Source organism: Rhodococcus sp. EPR-134 (assembly GCF_001647205.1).
Lineage (GTDB): Bacteria > Actinomycetota > Actinomycetes > Mycobacteriales > Mycobacteriaceae > Rhodococcus_F > Rhodococcus_F qingshengii.
Genome location: NZ_LVCT01000720.1, coordinates 1 through 15,991, shown reverse-complemented (window position 1 = coordinate 15,991; position 15,991 = coordinate 1). Strand labels below are relative to the sequence as shown.

Genomic DNA, 15,991 nt, shown 5'->3' with positions numbered 1-15,991 from the left:
CGAGATCGAACCGTTCGCGCCGCTGTGGGTGCTCCTGGTGACCATTCCGATCGCCGCGATTCTGGGTGACCAAGTCGGGTTCTACATCGGCGCCAAGGGCGGAACTGCCCTGTTCAAGACGGACGACGCGCGGTTCTTCAAGAAGAAGTACATCGACGAGTCACACGCCTTCTTCGAAAAGCACGGCCCGATCACCATTATCCTGGCTCGGTTCGTGCCGATCGTGCGTACTTTTGCTCCGGTTGTCGCCGGCGCTTCGAAGATGAAGTACTCACTGTTCCTGACGTACAACATCGTCGGCGGCATCCTGTGGGGTGCCGGCGTGACTTTGCTCGGCTACCTCCTGGGGCAGATCGAATTCATCCGCGACAATGTCGACTACATCTTCATCTTGATCGTCCTGGTGTCGGTTCTGCCGATCGTCTTCGAAATCGGGAAGCGAATTCTGGCGTCGAGACGTGGTGAAACGGCGAATACTTCCACTACGGACAATTCGACGGTGACAGTCCCCGAAGACCCCACCCCCTGATTGCAGAACGAGGCGAAGAACTGACGACGATGACGCTCGCATCCGGCAGTTTCTCCCCACTCGAGACTGCCGGGCCTCTGTTGGTCTGGATCATCGTCGTCACGTTCGTCTTCATCGAGTGCGCGATCATCCTCGGGTTGTTTCTCCCCGGTGATTCGCTTCTGATCACAGCCGGAATCGTTCTTGCCGGCCACGAATCCGGCGCGGGCCACGTGTGGGCGTTGTCTGTCGGTGCGATGATCGCGGCCATTGCCGGCAACCAGGTCGGGTACGTCATCGGCCACCGGACCGGCAATCACATCAAAGCCCGTAAGGGCGGCAAGTACTTCACCGAGAAGAACCTGCACCGCGTGAACATCCTGTTGGAAAAACACGGGTTCTGGGCGGTCCTGATTGCTCGCTGGGTTCCGTGGGTGCGCACCCTGTGCCCGATGGTCGCGGGCGCAGCCAAGATGAACCACACGCGCTACACCATCGCGAGCACCATCGGCGCGATCATCTGGGCGCCCGTGCTCCTGCTACTCGGTTTCTACGGTGGCTCGTTCCTCGATCGCGTGCCGTGGTTGCTGCCCGCCGTGCTGATCGTGATGATGGTCAGCTTGGTCATCGGTACTGCGCTGGGAATCTGGCAGTACCGCAAGGAGATGGCCCGACCGGCCGAAGACGTCGAGGTCGAAGAAGTCCTCGACTAGAAGCTGACTGCTCAGTGCAGGTGGCCCTGGTCCCACGCCGGCAGCGGGTCCTCGTAGCGAGTCCATGCCCGCGGCCCTTCGCGTAGTTCGTCATCGGTCAGCAGAGCCGGATCGAGGATTCGTGACGGCGCCGCCGGGTCCAGTTTCACTCCGATGAACACGATCTCCTGCCCTGGCACCTCCGCCGCCGACGCCCACAGTTGAGCCGGTTCGATGACGAGGTTGGGGCCTGCCTGCGACCAGATCGCGGCGAACTCGGGCCGACTGGCGATCCAGCAGAATCCCTTGCTCCGCAGGAGTCCGGCGAACTGACCGAGCGCGGCCTCGAGTCGCGCCGGATGAAAGGGTCGCGAGGCGCGGTATGTGACGCTGCGTATTCCGTATTCCTCGGTTTCCGGGGTGTGCCCACCGGCCAGTTCCTCGTCCCAACCGGGTACCTGCGCAGCAAGTTCCGGGTTGTAGAGACCGGTTTCGAGGACTCGGTCGAGGGTGACTTTGCCGTGATCTGTTCGAATCAGTTGAGCGGTGGGGTTGAGCCTACGAAGCGTCGCCTCGACGGTTCCTGCCGCCCGCGGGCTCACCAGGTCGGTTTTGTTCAGCAAGATGACGTCGGCGAACTCCACCTGATCGACCAGGAGATCGGAGATGCTGCGTCCGTCCCCCTCCCCGGCTTCGAGGTTGCGCTCGTCCAGTCGTTCGCCTTTTGCCAGTTCGCCGAGGAAGGTCGACGCGTCCACCACGGTCACCATGGTGTCGAGCTTCGCGAGCGAGCCGAGGCTGAAACCGTCCTCGAATTCCCAGTCGAAGGTGGCCGCCACCGGCATCGGTTCGGAGATGCCGGTGGACTCGATCACCAACTGATCGAACCGTCCTTCTCGCGCGAGAGCGCCGACGGCGTCGATCAGATCCTCACGCAGCGTGCAGCAGATGCATCCGTTGGTCAGCTCGACCAACTTCTCTTCCGTGCGGTCGAGATGACCCTGGCCCGCGACGAGGGCCGCGTCGATGTTGATCTCGCTCATGTCGTTGACGATGACGGCGACCCTCCGGCCATCGCGATTGGCGAGAATGTGGTTGAGGAGTGTGGTCTTGCCTGCGCCCAGAAATCCGGACAGCACGGTTACCGGTAGCTGCTTCATTCCTTAATGGTAACCATTGTCATTATCGACAACAGTGGGCGGGTCTACTGCACTGCAGAGGCACTACCCGAGAACTGGCTCTCGGGCCTCGGCAAACCGAAATGATCACGAAGGGTCGTACCCGTGTATTCAGTCCGGAAAAGACCGCGATCCTGCAGGATCGGGACCACACGCTCGGTGAAGATCTCGAGCCCACCCGGGTAGTACGGCGGCATGACGTTGAAGCCGTCAGCAGCACCGCTGGTGAACCATTCCTCGATCGTGTCAGCCACCTGCTCGGCGGTTCCGGCAAACACCCGGTGTCCGCGCGCACCCGCCAAACGATGAAGCAGTCCCCGAACCGTCGGACGCTCACGCTCGACGATGCCGGCGATCACCTGCAATCTACTTTGCTTGTTGTCGGTGACATCACCTGCCGCCGCGAACAATTCGACGGGAACCGGTGCATCCAGTTCCAGATTCCGAACATCGGTCCCGGTGAGTGCACCGAGTTGCGCGAGCCCGTACTCCGGCGAAGTCAACTCGTTGAATTCTCGCTCGAGCGCCTTGGCTTGTTCCTCGGTGTCACCGATGAACGGGCTGATTCCCGGCAGAATCTTGACATGATCGGGGTTGCGCCCGAACTGCGCAGCCCTCGACTTGATGTCGGTGTAGAACGCCTGCGCATCGGAAAGTCTCTGGTGCGCTGTGAAAATCGCCTCCGCATACTGACCGGCAAACGCGCGACCGTCGTTGGACGCACCGGCCTGCACCAGCACAGGGTATCCCTGCGGAGTTCGCGGTGCGTTGAACGGTCCCCGCACCCGCAGATGCCGCCCGACGTAGTTGATCTCGTGAATCTTGTTTCTGTCCGCGTAGATTCCGTTCTCCCGGTCCAGACTGATCGCGTCGTCCTCCCAGCTGTCCCACAACCGCACCACCGCGTCGACGAATTCCCGTGCGCGCGAATACCGGTCGCCGTGGTCCGGATGCTTGGCCAGCCCGAAGTTCGCGGCAGCCAGATCCGTACCCGTGGTGACGATGTTCCACCCAGCACGTCCGTTCGAGATGTGGTCGAGCGAGGCGAACAGCCGAGCCAGGTTGTACGGCTCGTAGTACGTGGTCGACGCCGTCGCGATCAATCCGATCCGCTCGGTTGCCACTGCAATGGCCGTCAACAAGGTGATCGGCTCCAACGTTCCTGCGGGACCGTGCTCGACGTCGCTGCGCAACGCGGGACCGTCGGCGAAGAAGATTCCGTCGAACTTCGCCGCCTCAGCAGTGCGAGCGATCTCCTGGAAATACGTGACGTCGAACAGACGTTCCGGTGTTGTCCACGGATGACGCCACGCCGCTTCGTGATGACCGGCGGGGTGGATGAACGCGTTGAGGCTCAGTTGGCGCGGAGAATCAGACATGCCTGAATGCTGGCAACTGCCGCCGCAGTCCGACAGGGTTAGGGTTCGCGTGATTCCAACTCGGGGTTGGCAGCTCGGTATCGTCACATGGGTGAGCCGCGTAGTCGTAGCCGAGTTCGTACCGTCCGGATCGACAGCATCGGTTCTTCACCAGTGGTGTGAGGTCTTCGCCGAAGGCCAGCGTCACCTGTCCGGAACTGCGCCGACAGCGACGGCGCTGATGGAAATGATCGAGGCCGAGGACAATTCGGCCGATGTATGGCGTTGGATCGCACGCGACGGTGGAACGGACGAAGTCCTCGGCATCGCCCAGGCGCGACGCAACTCGGCGGAACCTGATCTCGCAGAGTTTCGGATGTACGTGACACCCCACGCGCAGCGACGAGGGGTAGGACGAGCGCTTGCCGAACTCGCCGAAGTCGACATCGCCGGGTTCGGCGTGCGAAGAATCAGAGTGACGGCGCTCGTCGGAAGCGCAGCCGAGCATTTCCTGGGATCGTTCGACGGCCACCGTGTGTTGCTTCGGTTGGCCAACCAGGTTCAGCACCTCAGCCCTCCCACCGCACACAGCACCCGCCCCGGCTATCGAATCGTCAGTTGGCGCAACCGAACCCCGGACGAGCTGATCCACTCCTTCTCGGAGGCTTTGAACCGACTCCTCGACGCGCCGGGCGCCGAACTGCAGATGCCCGAACGTAATTGGGGAGCTGACGAGGTCAGATCGTGGGAACAGAAGATGACGGGTGGCTCTCAAGTGCTCCTGGTGTGCTGCGCGGTCGACGACAGCGTCGGCGAAGTAGCCGCAGCGACAGTGGTGACGGTGGACGAACATGACAGCACCCACGCATCGCAGCACGACACCGTGGTACTTCCCCAGCACCGCGGACACGGTCTCGCTCGGTGGGTCAAGGAGCAACAAGCGTCTGTGTTGGCAGCTGAATTTCCCTCGCTGCAAAAGATTTACACAACGGTGAACGCGGAGAATCACCCGATGCTGACCGTCAATCGGAGCCTGGGATACCAGACCGTCGCGGAGCGGATCCTGGTGGAAATCAGGAGAGCCGAGAGTGCGCCGCACAAGCCTCGGTGACGATCTTCCTCCACAGGAGCGGGTGAGACTGCCAGAAGTTGTGCGCGACACCGTCGACGACCTCGAAACTGCCGTTAGGCACGAGCTCGGCCAGTTGCTGTAACGGCCACGACGGGCGAATGTCGTCGGCCGCCGCGAGAAATGTCATGGGCACTGGTGAGTCGGCCAACTGCCGAAACAGCTGTGGTTCATGGATCCATTCGATGAACGATTCTTGAAGCGATTGCCAGACAACAGGTTCCCAAGGTATCTGCGGGTCCGGCTCGATTCCCGCTTCGTACTGCTTCGACCATGTCCGGTCCTTGTGGAGGCCGTGCCCCGCGATGCCGACGACGCCGGACACCGATTCCGGACAGTCGAGTGCGTACCGCACCGCCAAGTCGGATCCCCACGAGTGCCCCAGCACGACCCAGCTGTCGATCTCGAACGTGCGTCGGACGAGTTCGAGGTCCGCAACGGCCTGCGCCATCGTATGAGCGCCGCCACCGGACCGGCCGACTCCGCGTGGCTCAGGGCACCACGCGCGCATTCCTTCCGGAACCAGCTCGTCGTGAGCAAGATAGTGAACGCATCCCGGGCCGCCGGAGAGAACCAGAACGTCCGCCCCTGCCCCACCGACATCGACGTGAAGACGTACGCCGTCCGTGTCGACCACGTGCCGGGATTCCATGAGGAAAAAGCCTAACGCTTACGCGGGTGTCCAGCCGCCGAGACGACAAATGCCGCCTCCATGAGCATCCACCCACCTACCTGCACCGAGAGGTCTCGCTCGGGCACGCTCGACGAGCGCACGGTTCCGGCGGCGAAGGTGGCGATGTCGCCGGACAGACTCGGCAACTGAGCATCCTTGGTCCAGTCGTGCCCGAACAGCGGCAGACCTTCGATCTGCAGTCTGTTGTTCCAGGCCGCTTCCGCGGAGGACAGAACGATCTGCGCTGCGAGTTCGCGCGCTCGCAGGTCCTCGTGAGTCTCCCAGGACAGGTTCACCACCACGAACGCGAGGTAGCGAGCCAGGATTGCGTTGAACAGTCCGCCGTCGCCTCCGCCACCGCCCGTGATGACTCCGTACTCGGTCATGCCGTCGTACACCGCGTCGACGAGTTTGTGGACTCGCTCGCGGTGGCGCGGTTCGCCCAATCGCGTCGACAACTCGGTTTCCAACCCCAGCGTGACGCCTTGACAGTACGAGTAGATCGCGCGCTCGAGGGTGCCGTCGCGGCGGATACCGTCGAAGATCAGTCCGGAGTCCGGATCCCGCAGCGTCTCGTCGATCCAGTCGGCCGTTGCCTGCGCACGCCAGAGTTTTCCGGTGCGCGCCAGCATGATTCCGGCGGGTCCGTTTGCCGGCGTGTTGTAGAAATCGGAGCCTTTGCACCACGGAATACCGCCGCCGTCGGCCGGGGACCACGAATCGAAGAGTTGCGATTCGAGCGCCTGAACCGCGGTTCGGTGATCGACCGAGAACATGCGTTGCGCACGTTCGAGCGAGAGGCCCAGCCACGCCATGTCGTCGTAGTAGTTGTTGGTCCACGCCGAGACGTTGCGGACCCGCACACTGCGGGCAACCTTCGCGACCCGGCGACGACGCTTGGGGGTCGGGTCACGTTCGAGTGCGTCGATCGCAGTATCGAGCAGGTGCGCTTGCCACCAGTAGTGCCACGGCTTGAACATCCGCTCGCGTCGAACAGCAGGCCAGGCAACCACGCCGAGTGCTGTCCGGGGCATTCCCCACAGGCGCCGAAGGTGACGACTGACTATCGCGCCCTCAGCCGCATCGGCCCGCTCTGCCCACACTTCCTGCATAACTACCTATCCTGTCTGGTCGAGGCGCTACACGCTAGCCGGAATTCGCGAGCGAGATCAGCGGGAATCGGCGAGATCGGCATGCTCACGTACCCACGCGTGCATCGCGATGCCGGCCGCGACACCGGCGTTGATGCTGCGAGTCGAACCGAATTGTGCGATCGAGACCGTCATGGACGCAACCTCTTTCGCATGATCGGTCACTCCGGGGCCTTCTTGACCGAACAGCAGGATGCACTCCCGCGGCAGGCTTGCCGTTTCCAGCGGCACCGACCCCGGGGTGTTGTCGACGGCCACGATCGTGAGTGAATTCTCACGGGCGTACTCGACGAGTTCGCCGATGTCTGCATGGTGAACGATGTGTTGGTATCGATCGGTCACCATGGCGCCCCGCCGATTCCAGCGCCGACGCCCCACGATGTGGACCGCGGCCGCGGCAAACGCGTTGGCCGTGCGGACCACCGTGCCGATGTTGGCGTCGTGCGCGAAGTTCTCGATGGCGACATGCATCGTGTGACGGCGCGAGTCGATATCCGCGACTATCGCTTCCCGCGTCCAGTACCGATACTCGTCCAAGACGTTTCGACGATCACCCTCGGCCAGAAGTACCGGGTCGTAGCGCTCGTCGGTCGGCGGTTCCGTGTCGTGCTCCTCGGCCCAGGGTCCGACGCCGTTGGGATTCTCGCCCCACTCGGTGGGTCCCGGTTCACCGGCTCCGCCGGACACGTCGTCGGCTGCGACTTCGGTCATCAGAACACCTCGTTGGAATCTGCAGCCACGGTGAAGCCGTGCGTGGTCTGATCGTTGACACACGAGACGTCTGTCGCGGTGGTCGTACAGGTGAAACCCAGTTTGCTCAGCGGTTGACCGGCCGCCAACACCGGATCGGCGTCGGGGCCGCCAGAGGTGTACACCTCTCCGCCCGAACACATGAAAGCACCCTCACCCTCGTCGGTGACGCGAATACCGTTGCCCCAGTTGACCATGCAGCTCTCCGGCCGCGGCGGAACGGGAGTGGTCGTTCCCTCGCACCCGGCTTCGATTCTGGTGGGCAACTTGATGATGCCGCACTGGAAGTTTCCGTCTGGAGTGGTGAAGTAGTACGACTCGTTGCGCTCGAACTGCACGTCCGTGAGTGGCAGCGTCGTGGTCGGTGGTGCGGTGGTCGTGGGGACGACGGGCGCGACGGTGGTGGTTGTCGTCGGCACTGCGGTAGTGGTGGACGAACTGGGCTGCGCCGCTACGGTCGGCGCTGAATCCGCCTCCCCGCTGCACCCTGCGAGCACGAGCGCCGACCCGACGCCCAACAAGACGAACCCCACCCGAACACGAACCACCCGACTACCTCCACACACGTCATCTTGGCCCAGCAACAGCCGACAGTGCACTCTATCGTGTGGTCGACTAAGTGCTGGTGACGCGCTTGTTCATCAGCCGTGAGAGCCACGCGGGCGAGAACCGCGACGCGCTGAGGAAGAGCTTCGCCTGAGTTCCGACCGGGTAGTGAACCTTGTGCATCCGTCCGGCGCCGCGTGTGGCCGCCCACAGTTCCTGCGCGACGTCGGTTGCAGTCAGCTTGATACCCAACGATCTGGTGGCTCCGGTGTCCATTCCAGTGACCATCGCGGTCTGGACGAACAACGGCCAGAGCGCGAGAACACGGATGTCGTGCTGTGCCCATTCCAGATCGAGCGCCTCGGTCAGGCCGCGGATCGCGAACTTGGTTGCACCGTACGTCGCCAGTTCGGGCTGGCCGTAGATCGCCGAAGCGGAGCACAGATTGACCACCTGAGCGCCGACGGTATCGCGGAGGTACGGGAAAGCCGTGTGCGTGCCGTTGAGGGTGCCGGTGATGTTGATGTCGACCATTCGGCGATGCGCCGCAAGAGAAATATCCTCGAACCGTCCCGACGAGAGCACGCCCGCATTGTTGATCAGGATGTCCAGACGCCCGGACTCCCCGGCAAAATCGGCCAGACACTGCGCCCATCCGGCCGGATCGGTGACGTCCAGGACACCCGTCACGACACTCCCACCGAAACCGTCGATCTCGGCCTTCAAGGAGGCAAGGCCGGCGTCGTCGATGTCGAACGCGCCGACGCGGTATCCGTTGCGCGCGAACAACAGCGACGTCTCCCGCCCGATTCCAGCCGCAGCACCGGTGATGAAGACGTTCGGTTCGCTCATCCGGTCAGGCTATCCTGGATGTGGAGGAAATCTGATGAATCACCGTCGCGTCGTACACACCGTGTGTTTCATCGCGGTGGGGTATCTGATCGTGCTCGCCGTGTGGCTCGGATGGCTGGTCGAGCACACTCCGCCTGGCACGCTGCCCTATCAGATCGGCGGGCTGCTCGCCGCTTTCGGCTCGGTTCTCGGATTCGGAATGGCATGGGCCAACCGCCCGACCCGCGCCGAGCGCAAACTCGAAAAGCACGGCCTCGAAGGGTGGGCACGAATCGACACCGTCACACCCCTGCGCCGAACCGTCGACGGCGAATTGGCCAAGCTCGCACTCCACCTCACGGTTCCAGGTTCCGATTCGTACTCGGGCCGGATCGAGTACGAGATCCGACCCGAGTACAAAGACAAGATCACTCCCGGATCCACGGTCACCGTCATGGTGGACCCGAAGAACCGAGACCGAATCATGCTGTGCCCGTGAAAGACTAGACGCTCGTCTTGCGCCCCAGCGCCAACATGCCCTCCACCAGCATCAGCTGCGCTCCCGCGTACGACGCCAGGATCACACCCTCGGCAGCAGCGCGGCCGGCGGTCCCGCGGATGAACAGACGACGCACCACGATCAATCCGTCGGATGCGGTGAAGAGCACTCCGCCCAATCCGAGCCAGGAGCGTCGATCCTTGTTCGGGACGACCACGTCGAGCACGGCCTTGGACTGCGGTGCCAGAGCGGGGTCCGCCGACAACGTCGAGGTGGTTCCCAACATCAATCCGTATCCGGTGAGCGGCGTCGACACGCTCGGGGCCTTGGCACGGAGCAGTCCGGACGCCGTCGACCAACCGCTGATGCGGGGCCGCAGGGCAGCGCGGGTCGGCCGAGCGCCGCGCCGCAGCAGGAGCGCCGAGTAACTGGCCTGCATCACCGCGAACGAGGACGCGCCCTTGATCAGACGAGCATCGTTGTCCGGGTCGATCATGAACACGTCGCCGACAGTTGCAGCGGCGAGACCGGCCAGAAGCAGTGCGGTATCGGCAGTTTCCGTCTCCGAGCGCTTGCGCAGCACTCGGGCGGCCAGAGCGGGTGCGATCAACGGCTTCGCGATCTGCTGAACCCGCTCGTTACCGACTACTGCCCCGACCACTGTCGCTGCCGTCGCCGCCGCAAAAACTGCGTGCTCGATGCCCCACTTGCCCGCCATCACAATCCTCCTGTTGGTTACACGTCCAACAGCGACCGTACTGTGTCACTCAGGCGGCATCGCCGGATTTGACGTCCGCGCCGTAGACATCGACGTATTCCTGCCCCGACTGGTCACAGAGCACTGCCATCAATTCGTCCGTCGCCGCACGCACGACGGCCTGGTAGCCACGAAGTTCGCGGTACCGAGAGAAGTCGATCGGCTCCCCTACCGTGATCCGGACCTTGCTGAAGCGCCACATCCGCGTACCCGGCGGGTTGACTGCGTCGCCGCCGTGTACGACGACGGGAATGACCGGCGCCCCGGTTTCCAAGGCGACTCGAATCGCTCCGGTCTTTCCCTTGTACAGGCAACCGTCGGGTGATCGTGTTCCCTCGGGGTAGATCCCCCAGACACCACCCTTGTCGAGAATCCCGATGGCCGTGTCCAACGCCGCACGGGAGGCGTCGGCGCCGCTACGGTCGATCGGCACCTGACCGGCCCCACCGAAGAACCAGCGCTGCATCGCGCCCTTCACACCGGTCCCGGTGAAATATTCACTCTTCGCGACGAAGGTGATGCGTCGGCGCACCATGAGAACCAGGAAGAACGAGTCGACGACTGCCCGATGGTTGCCGGCGAGAATCACCGGCCCTTTCTTGGGGATGTGGTGCTGACCCTCGATCGTCGGCCGCCCGAACAGCCAGAGGACCGGGCCGATCAGGACGTATTTGAACAGCCAATAGAGCACAGGGCATCACCTTTTCCGTCTAGTAGACAGTGTCTACGACGAGAATAGTAGACACTGTCTTCCATGACTGTCAGCAGCCTTCGCGAAACACTCGTCGCCACCGGCGTCGAGATTCTCGATGCCGACGGCGCCACAGAACTGACGCTACGGGAGATAGCGCGTCGGGCGGGCGTGTCGCACGGCGCCCCGCGGAGATACTTTCCGACCCACAACAGCCTGCTAGCCGCAATTGCCTCATACGGCCTGCGCGATCTCGCCGACAGACTCGATCCCGTCCTCGCCGGCAAACAACCCGCTCGTAGCCGATTGATCTCGGCAGCAATCGAATACGTGTCATTCGCCCAGGAGCGACCGGCGATGTTCGAGTTGATGTTTCGCCACGACCTCCTCGAGGGCGCAGGCAGCAACCTCCGAGAGTCTTCACTCCCGCTCTTCGCCGCCCTGCAATCCCTGACCGAAGAGGCCGACGCCTCCGATCCCACCACATCTGCGTTGAACATCTGGACCGGAACCCACGGCATCGCAGTGCTGGCGGCAAATCGAAGCCTCGCACTCGTCGCACCCGACCTCGATGTGCCGTCGCTGGTAGCCACCGCCGTGACGGACCACCTTCCACGGACTCGTTGATTTACATAGTTAACCTATGCAATAATATTCTTCGTGACAGACGAAGAACAGCAACTGCACGAACTACTCGTCGACCTCGTGAGCAATACGCACCGCTTCGCGAAGTTGGCAGGCTCCTTCGCGTCCGATCAGTACCCACGCGCCTGGCTGCGCGCACTCTCGCTACTCGAGGAATACGGCGAAATGCGGATCAGCGACTTCGCTCGACTCGACAGAAGCTCGCAGCCCTCTGCCACTGCACTACTGCGCAAACTCGGCGAGAACGGTTACGTCGAACGCCGCGCCGACCCCGAGGACGCCCGGGCAGTTCGAGTGGCCATGACGGACAAGGGACGAAAGATCTTGAACGACGGCCGAAACGAGATCGCCGACGCTCTAGTCCCCCACTTCGTCGAACTCGGGCCCGAGCAGATCAAGAAACTGGCCGACGGATTGGCCGAATTGCGTTCCATCATCAAGACTTCCGATCCCAGCTGAAACACCCACCACTGAAAAAGGAGGTGGCCGTGAGCAACACGACCGCGACATCAACGCACCAGAACGAGGCTCCGCCGAGCCTCCTGAAACAACCGAAAGCGGTGTGGGCGGTAGCCTTTGCCAGCGTCATCGCCTTCATGGGCATCGGATTGGTCGATCCGATCCTCAAACCGATCGGCGAACAACTCGACGCCACACCGTCGCAGGTTTCGCTGCTGTTCACCAGCTACATGCTCGTCACCGGCGTGGCCATGCTCATCACCGGTGTGGTGTCCAGCCGCATCGGCGCCAAGAAAACACTTCTTGCAGGCCTTGCCATCATCATCGTGTTCGCTTCTCTGGCAGGCGCTTCCAGCACCATCGGCCAGATCGTCGGATTCCGTGCGGGCTGGGGACTCGGCAATGCACTGTTCATCGCAACGGCGCTCGCGGCAATCGTCGGCGCGGCCAGCGGCGGCGTGGCACGGGCGATCATCCTGTACGAGGCTGCACTGGGAATCGGTATCGCAGTCGGACCGCTGGTCGGCGGAGTTCTCGGTGACATCAGCTGGCGCGCACCGTTCTTCGGCGTCGCAGCCCTGATGGCGGTCGCCTTCATTCTCATCGTCGTGATGCTTCCGAGCGCACCCAAGCCCGAACACCACACATCCATCGCTGCGCCCTTCCAGGCGTTGCGGCACCGCGGGCTACTCACCGTTGCCATCACCGCGCTGCTCTACAACTACGGATTCTTCACGCTGCTCGCGTACACGCCGTTCCCCCTCGACATGGGGGCGTACCCGATCGGATTCATCTTCTTCGGTTGGGGCCTGATGCTGGCGATCTCGTCGGTTTTCCTCGCCCCTCGCCTGCAACGACGCTTCGGCACCCTGCCGATGATGATGCTGGCACTGACCCTGTTCGCACTCGACCTGGGCATGATGGCGCTGTTCACCGAGAACAAGATCGTATTGATCGTCGGTGTCGTCCTCGCCGGTTTGTTCCTCGGCGTGAACAACACACTCATCACCGAAACCGTCATGATCTCAGCTCCCGTGGAGCGGTCGACCGCCTCGGCTGCTTACAGCTTCGTTCGATTCGTCGGCGGCGCCGCTGCTCCGTGGGTAGCCGGCAAGCTCGGCGAATCCAACGTCCACATGCCGTTCTGGGTCGGCGCGGTGCTCACCCTCGCCGCCGTATTCGTCCTGTCGAGCGGACGTAAGGTTCTCGCTCACGTCGACGACCACGATCCCGCGCCGCACAGCGTCGACGAAGCACTCGCCGTCACCGTAGGCGACTGACCCCTGTGAGTGGTTGAGGAGCGCAGGGACTCCTTAACCACTCACGGGGCGTCAGCTCAGGTTCAGATCTTCCAGGCCCAGCAGCGAGCGGTACTCGACGCCCTCGGCACCGATCACCGCATCCGCACCCGTCGCGCGATCGACGACCGTAGCGACTCCGACCACGGTGGCCCCTGCCTCGCGCAGGGCCTTCACTGCTGTCAACGGCGAATTGCCCGTCGTGGTCGTGTCCTCGACAACCAGGACACGCTTGCCCACGATGTCCGGGCCCTCGATCTGGCGCTGCATCCCGTGGGCCTTCGCGGCCTTGCGGACGACAAACGCATCGATCGGTCGGCCGGGAGCGTGCATCACCGCCATAGCAACCGGATCGGCGCCCATCGTCAAACCGCCGACGGCGTCGAAATCCCAGTCCGCGACCAGTTCACGCAGCAGCGAGCCGATCAGCGGCGCTGCCTTGTGGTGAAGTGTCGCGCGGCGAAGGTCGACGTAGTAATCGGCTTCCTTGCCCGAGGACAACGTCACCTTTCCGTGTACAACAGCCAATTCGCGCACCAGCGCAGCCAAATCCTCACGATCGCTCATGAGTGCTCAGCCTACCGACCACTGCCTTGTGTTCGGCTTCTGCCTCTGGGCTACGTCCGGCTTCCGCCTCTGGGCTACGTCCGGCTTCCGCCTCTGGGCTACGTCCGCCCGCGGCCACGTCCGACGATGTTGGTCAGCCGGCGAACCAGCCCCTTGGGAACGAGACGCCCGGCCGTCGTGAGGACCTTGTACTGGAATCCCGGAATACTGATGACCTTGTCGTCACAGAGATCCTTCATCGACGCCGCAACCACCTGGTCGACGCTCAGCCACATCGGCTTGGGGATCGTGAACATCTCGATGCCCGCGCGCTCGTGGAACTCGGTGCGAATGAAGCCCGGGCACAGCGCCTGCACGCGCACTCCCGTCCCGGCCAACCCGCCGGACAGCCCTTCGGTGAACGAGATGACATAGGCCTTGCTTGCCGAATACGTCGAACCCCGCCCGGACAGCAGGCCCGCGACGCTCGCCACGTTGACAATCGTTCCGTGCGCCGACGCGATCATGCTGGGCAGCGCCGCACGGGTCAGCCGCATCACGGCGGTGACGTTGACGTCGAGTTGAGACTGAAGAAGCGCCGGATCGGCGGTCCAGAACTCGCCGGAGGTACCGAATCCGGCGTTGTTCACCAACACCTCGACGCCCTTCTCCAAACGAAGCGCGACCGTGTCGCGTCCGGCCTCCGATGCGAGATCGGCAACCAGAATCTCCGACTCGGTGCCGAACATCGTCTTCAACTCGGACGCGAGGTCGTGCAATCTGACCTCGTCACGTGCGACGAGAACCAGGTCGTATCCGAGGGAGGCGTATTTCTTGGCGAAACCGGCGCCGAGACCAGAGGTGGGTCCGGTCACCAGGGCAACGGGACGCACAGGGCGATCCGAGTTTGAAGTCGACATACCGGCCACGCTAGTGGTTATCGCGCCTGGACGGGAACCTTAAAGGTCAGTCGACCGGGCGAATTGTGCCCGAGCGCTGCGACGCCGGGCGCTGAGCCGGCTTGTCAGCCGCCTCGGGCTTGCGCAGCGGTTGATCCGGACGTGGCGCAGATTCCCGCGGTGCGGGCTCACGCGGTGCGGACTCACGCGGGGCAAATTCACGCGGCGGAGCGTCACGGGGCGGCTGCTCTTGACGCGAACGGGGCTGTTCTACCGGATCCGGAGTTGGGCGAGACTTCTCGGCGCCCGGCCGCGGGCGGCTCGGATCGTGATCGACCTCGAGTTCGTTGGGATCGGTGACGGGAGGCAGGACATGCAGAATGCCGGACAGGCGCGCAACCGACTCGATTGCCGCGTCCCAGTCCCGGCCGTTACTGGTCACCGGAAGCGAACCGAGCGTCCACTGCCCTTCGCTCCACAGCATGCTGATCGACGGCGGAACCGATTCGGTGAACGCCACCATGCGCTGATCACAGACACGACGTGCGATCTCGAGATCGGTCGCGAAGACGACTCGTGAACCGATCGCACCCAACAGGTTCAGGTCGCCGTCCTTGGGCGGAGCCGTCGACTTCAACCGAAGATCGATGTCGACGTCCGACCCGATCTCGCGGCGAACAGCCACGATGGTTGCGGTCTCCTCCAGGTCGAACAGCACGAACTGCTCTCCGCGACGGCGGCCGCGGACGACGTCGGTAGCAGTGAGGTAGTCCTGCTTGGCCATGACCGCGCGGTGCCATTCGCCTGCCAGCTGATCGTCAGTGGCCGTGTACGTGTAACCCTGCGCCTTGGCCCAGATCTGACGCACTCGCCCGGATTGATCTCGCCTCGTCCTGTCGACGTACAGAAGCGCACCCGCGCCTGCGAGTGCAATTGCTGCCAGTCCGAACCACATTCCAGTCATCACCCTCCAGGGTAGCGACTCGCGGCCTCAACCTCCCGCGACACCCTGGTGGACTCGCCCGATGTGTCGTGAACGACTCAGTTGCCGAACTTCGGCAGCGACGTACTCAGAATCGTGTTGGCGGTCATCGTGCCGTTCTCCACCGGCGTTCCGTCGACGACGATGTTGTCTCCCGGTTGCAGATCGGCGATGGTGGCGCGGTTGAGCGCGATGAGCGTGGTGTCCGCGGTGGTCAGAATCGTCACCTGCGAACCCCCGATCGAATCGATGACCAACGTGCCGCCGTCGTTCGACTTCACGGTGCCGACGGCTCCCCCGGCGTCACCGATGACTTCGCCGAGCCCGCCTGGAAGCTGGCTGAGCGGAGAATCCGTCGTCGGAGTCGGCGCCGTGGTGCTGGCCTTCGGCGGTGTCGTG

Annotated in this window: 20 protein-coding genes; 7 read left to right on the top strand and 13 right to left on the bottom strand. The window is 63.3% G+C overall.

Annotated elements, in window-relative coordinates:
- Together A2J01_RS31180 and A2J01_RS31175 are read left to right on the top strand one after the other, a co-directional pair.
- Positions 1-529 (top strand): DedA family protein (locus tag A2J01_RS31180; protein WP_064114275.1); only part of this gene is annotated, 529 nt, incomplete at its 5' end.
- Between the two features lie 29 nt (positions 530-558).
- Positions 559-1,221, top strand: coding sequence for a DedA family protein (locus A2J01_RS31175; RefSeq protein WP_003944306.1), 663 nt, complete (start codon positions 559-561; stop codon positions 1,219-1,221).
- A gap of 11 nt (positions 1,222-1,232) precedes the next feature.
- Here the strand turns inward: A2J01_RS31175 and A2J01_RS31170 are convergent, their stop codons facing one another.
- Positions 1,233-2,360, bottom strand: coding sequence for a GTP-binding protein (locus A2J01_RS31170; protein WP_054187136.1), 1,128 nt, complete (start codon positions 2,358-2,360; stop codon positions 1,233-1,235).
- A gap of 44 nt (positions 2,361-2,404) precedes the next feature.
- Positions 2,405-3,757: an LLM class flavin-dependent oxidoreductase gene (locus A2J01_RS31165; RefSeq protein ID WP_007726771.1), complete on the bottom strand. Its 1,353-nt coding sequence runs from the start codon at positions 3,755-3,757 to the stop codon at positions 2,405-2,407.
- 91 nt (positions 3,758-3,848) lie between these two features.
- Between A2J01_RS31165 and A2J01_RS31160 the strand changes: the two genes are divergently transcribed.
- A complete protein-coding gene (locus A2J01_RS31160) occupies positions 3,849-4,847 on the top strand; it encodes a GNAT family N-acetyltransferase (RefSeq protein ID WP_231916161.1) in 999 nt (332 codons plus the stop codon).
- On the opposite strand, the gene A2J01_RS31155 is transcribed toward A2J01_RS31160, so the two are convergent.
- From A2J01_RS31155 to A2J01_RS31135, 5 genes are all read right to left on the bottom strand, one after another.
- Entirely contained in the window at positions 4,810-5,517 is a 708-nt protein-coding gene (locus tag A2J01_RS31155) for an alpha/beta fold hydrolase (protein ID WP_054187134.1), read from the bottom strand. The genes A2J01_RS31160 and A2J01_RS31155 overlap by 38 nt on opposite strands.
- Before the next feature lie 11 nt (positions 5,518-5,528).
- Positions 5,529-6,650 carry a glycoside hydrolase family 76 protein gene (locus A2J01_RS31150; RefSeq protein ID WP_064114273.1) on the bottom strand — a complete coding sequence of 374 codons (1,122 nt, stop codon included), beginning with the start codon at positions 6,648-6,650 and terminating at the stop codon, positions 5,529-5,531.
- 57 nt (positions 6,651-6,707) lie between these two features.
- Positions 6,708-7,400, bottom strand: a complete 693-nt coding sequence (locus A2J01_RS31145) for a TrmH family RNA methyltransferase (RefSeq protein ID WP_042452183.1) — start codon at positions 7,398-7,400, stop codon at positions 6,708-6,710.
- On the bottom strand, positions 7,400-7,987 hold the full coding sequence (locus tag A2J01_RS31140; protein WP_064114272.1) for a DUF6636 domain-containing protein: 588 nt from the start codon (positions 7,985-7,987) through the stop codon (positions 7,400-7,402). The genes A2J01_RS31145 and A2J01_RS31140 overlap by 1 nt, the downstream gene beginning before the upstream one ends.
- A gap of 67 nt (positions 7,988-8,054) precedes the next feature.
- Positions 8,055-8,837, bottom strand: a complete 783-nt coding sequence (locus A2J01_RS31135) for an SDR family oxidoreductase (protein WP_003944309.1) — start codon at positions 8,835-8,837, stop codon at positions 8,055-8,057.
- Positions 8,838-8,871: 34 nt separating this feature from the next.
- On the opposite strand from A2J01_RS31135, the gene A2J01_RS31130 reads away from it, so the two are divergent.
- Positions 8,872-9,315, top strand: coding sequence for a hypothetical protein (locus tag A2J01_RS31130; RefSeq protein WP_007726759.1), 444 nt, complete (start codon positions 8,872-8,874; stop codon positions 9,313-9,315).
- A gap of 4 nt (positions 9,316-9,319) precedes the next feature.
- On the opposite strand, the gene A2J01_RS31125 is transcribed toward A2J01_RS31130, so the two are convergent.
- Positions 9,320-10,033, bottom strand: a complete 714-nt coding sequence (locus A2J01_RS31125) for a lysoplasmalogenase (protein WP_064114271.1) — start codon at positions 10,031-10,033, stop codon at positions 9,320-9,322.
- A gap of 49 nt (positions 10,034-10,082) precedes the next feature.
- Positions 10,083-10,763: a lysophospholipid acyltransferase family protein gene (locus tag A2J01_RS31120; RefSeq protein ID WP_003944312.1), complete on the bottom strand. Its 681-nt coding sequence runs from the start codon at positions 10,761-10,763 to the stop codon at positions 10,083-10,085.
- Positions 10,764-10,826: 63 nt separating this feature from the next.
- Here A2J01_RS31120 and A2J01_RS31115 point away from each other — a divergent pair, with 63 nt between their 5' ends.
- The 3 genes from A2J01_RS31115 to A2J01_RS31105 are packed head-to-tail and all read left to right on the top strand — an operon-like array spanning position 10,827 to position 13,147.
- Entirely contained in the window at positions 10,827-11,390 is a 564-nt protein-coding gene (locus A2J01_RS31115; protein WP_054187132.1) for a TetR/AcrR family transcriptional regulator, read from the top strand.
- Between the two features lie 33 nt (positions 11,391-11,423).
- A complete protein-coding gene (locus tag A2J01_RS31110; RefSeq protein WP_003944339.1) occupies positions 11,424-11,867 on the top strand; it encodes a MarR family winged helix-turn-helix transcriptional regulator in 444 nt (147 codons plus the stop codon).
- Positions 11,868-11,890: 23 nt separating this feature from the next.
- Entirely contained in the window at positions 11,891-13,147 is a 1,257-nt protein-coding gene (locus A2J01_RS31105; protein ID WP_003944384.1) for an MFS transporter, read from the top strand.
- Between the two features lie 51 nt (positions 13,148-13,198).
- Here the strand turns inward: A2J01_RS31105 and pyrE are convergent, their stop codons facing one another.
- From pyrE to A2J01_RS31085, 4 genes are all read right to left on the bottom strand, one after another.
- A complete protein-coding gene (gene pyrE, locus A2J01_RS31100) occupies positions 13,199-13,732 on the bottom strand; it encodes an orotate phosphoribosyltransferase (protein WP_003944385.1) in 534 nt (177 codons plus the stop codon).
- 98 nt (positions 13,733-13,830) lie between these two features.
- Positions 13,831-14,631 carry an SDR family NAD(P)-dependent oxidoreductase gene (locus A2J01_RS31095; RefSeq protein ID WP_064114270.1) on the bottom strand — a complete coding sequence of 267 codons (801 nt, stop codon included), beginning with the start codon at positions 14,629-14,631 and terminating at the stop codon, positions 13,831-13,833.
- Between the two features lie 46 nt (positions 14,632-14,677).
- On the bottom strand, positions 14,678-15,565 hold the full coding sequence (locus A2J01_RS31090; protein WP_054187144.1) for a hypothetical protein: 888 nt from the start codon (positions 15,563-15,565) through the stop codon (positions 14,678-14,680).
- 86 nt (positions 15,566-15,651) lie between these two features.
- The coding region (locus A2J01_RS31085; RefSeq protein ID WP_231916160.1) for a DUF5666 domain-containing protein at positions 15,652-15,991 on the bottom strand (340 nt) is incomplete at its 5' end.

Coding starts and splice junctions, on each gene's coding strand:
- A2J01_RS31150 (WP_064114273.1), bottom strand. CDS start 6,650: ATGCAGGAAGTGTGGGCAGAGCGGGCCGATGCGGCTGAGGGCGCGATA.
- A2J01_RS31095 (WP_064114270.1), bottom strand. CDS start 14,631: ATGTCGACTTCAAACTCGGATCGCCCTGTGCGTCCCGTTGCCCTGGTG.
- A2J01_RS31145 (WP_042452183.1), bottom strand. CDS start 7,400: ATGACCGAAGTCGCAGCCGACGACGTGTCCGGCGGAGCCGGTGAACCG.
- A2J01_RS31175 (WP_003944306.1), top strand. CDS start 559: ATGACGCTCGCATCCGGCAGTTTCTCCCCACTCGAGACTGCCGGGCCT.
- A2J01_RS31090 (WP_054187144.1), bottom strand. CDS start 15,565: ATGTGGTTCGGACTGGCAGCAATTGCACTCGCAGGCGCGGGTGCGCTT.
- A2J01_RS31130 (WP_007726759.1), top strand. CDS start 8,872: ATGAATCACCGTCGCGTCGTACACACCGTGTGTTTCATCGCGGTGGGG.
- A2J01_RS31165 (WP_007726771.1), bottom strand. CDS start 3,757: ATGTCTGATTCTCCGCGCCAACTGAGCCTCAACGCGTTCATCCACCCC.
- A2J01_RS31135 (WP_003944309.1), bottom strand. CDS start 8,837: ATGAGCGAACCGAACGTCTTCATCACCGGTGCTGCGGCTGGAATCGGG.
- pyrE (WP_003944385.1), bottom strand. CDS start 13,732: ATGAGCGATCGTGAGGATTTGGCTGCGCTGGTGCGCGAATTGGCTGTT.
- A2J01_RS31115 (WP_054187132.1), top strand. CDS start 10,827: ATGACTGTCAGCAGCCTTCGCGAAACACTCGTCGCCACCGGCGTCGAG.
- A2J01_RS31170 (WP_054187136.1), bottom strand. CDS start 2,360: ATGAAGCAGCTACCGGTAACCGTGCTGTCCGGATTTCTGGGCGCAGGC.
- A2J01_RS31155 (WP_054187134.1), bottom strand. CDS start 5,517: ATGGAATCCCGGCACGTGGTCGACACGGACGGCGTACGTCTTCACGTC.
- A2J01_RS31125 (WP_064114271.1), bottom strand. CDS start 10,033: ATGGCGGGCAAGTGGGGCATCGAGCACGCAGTTTTTGCGGCGGCGACG.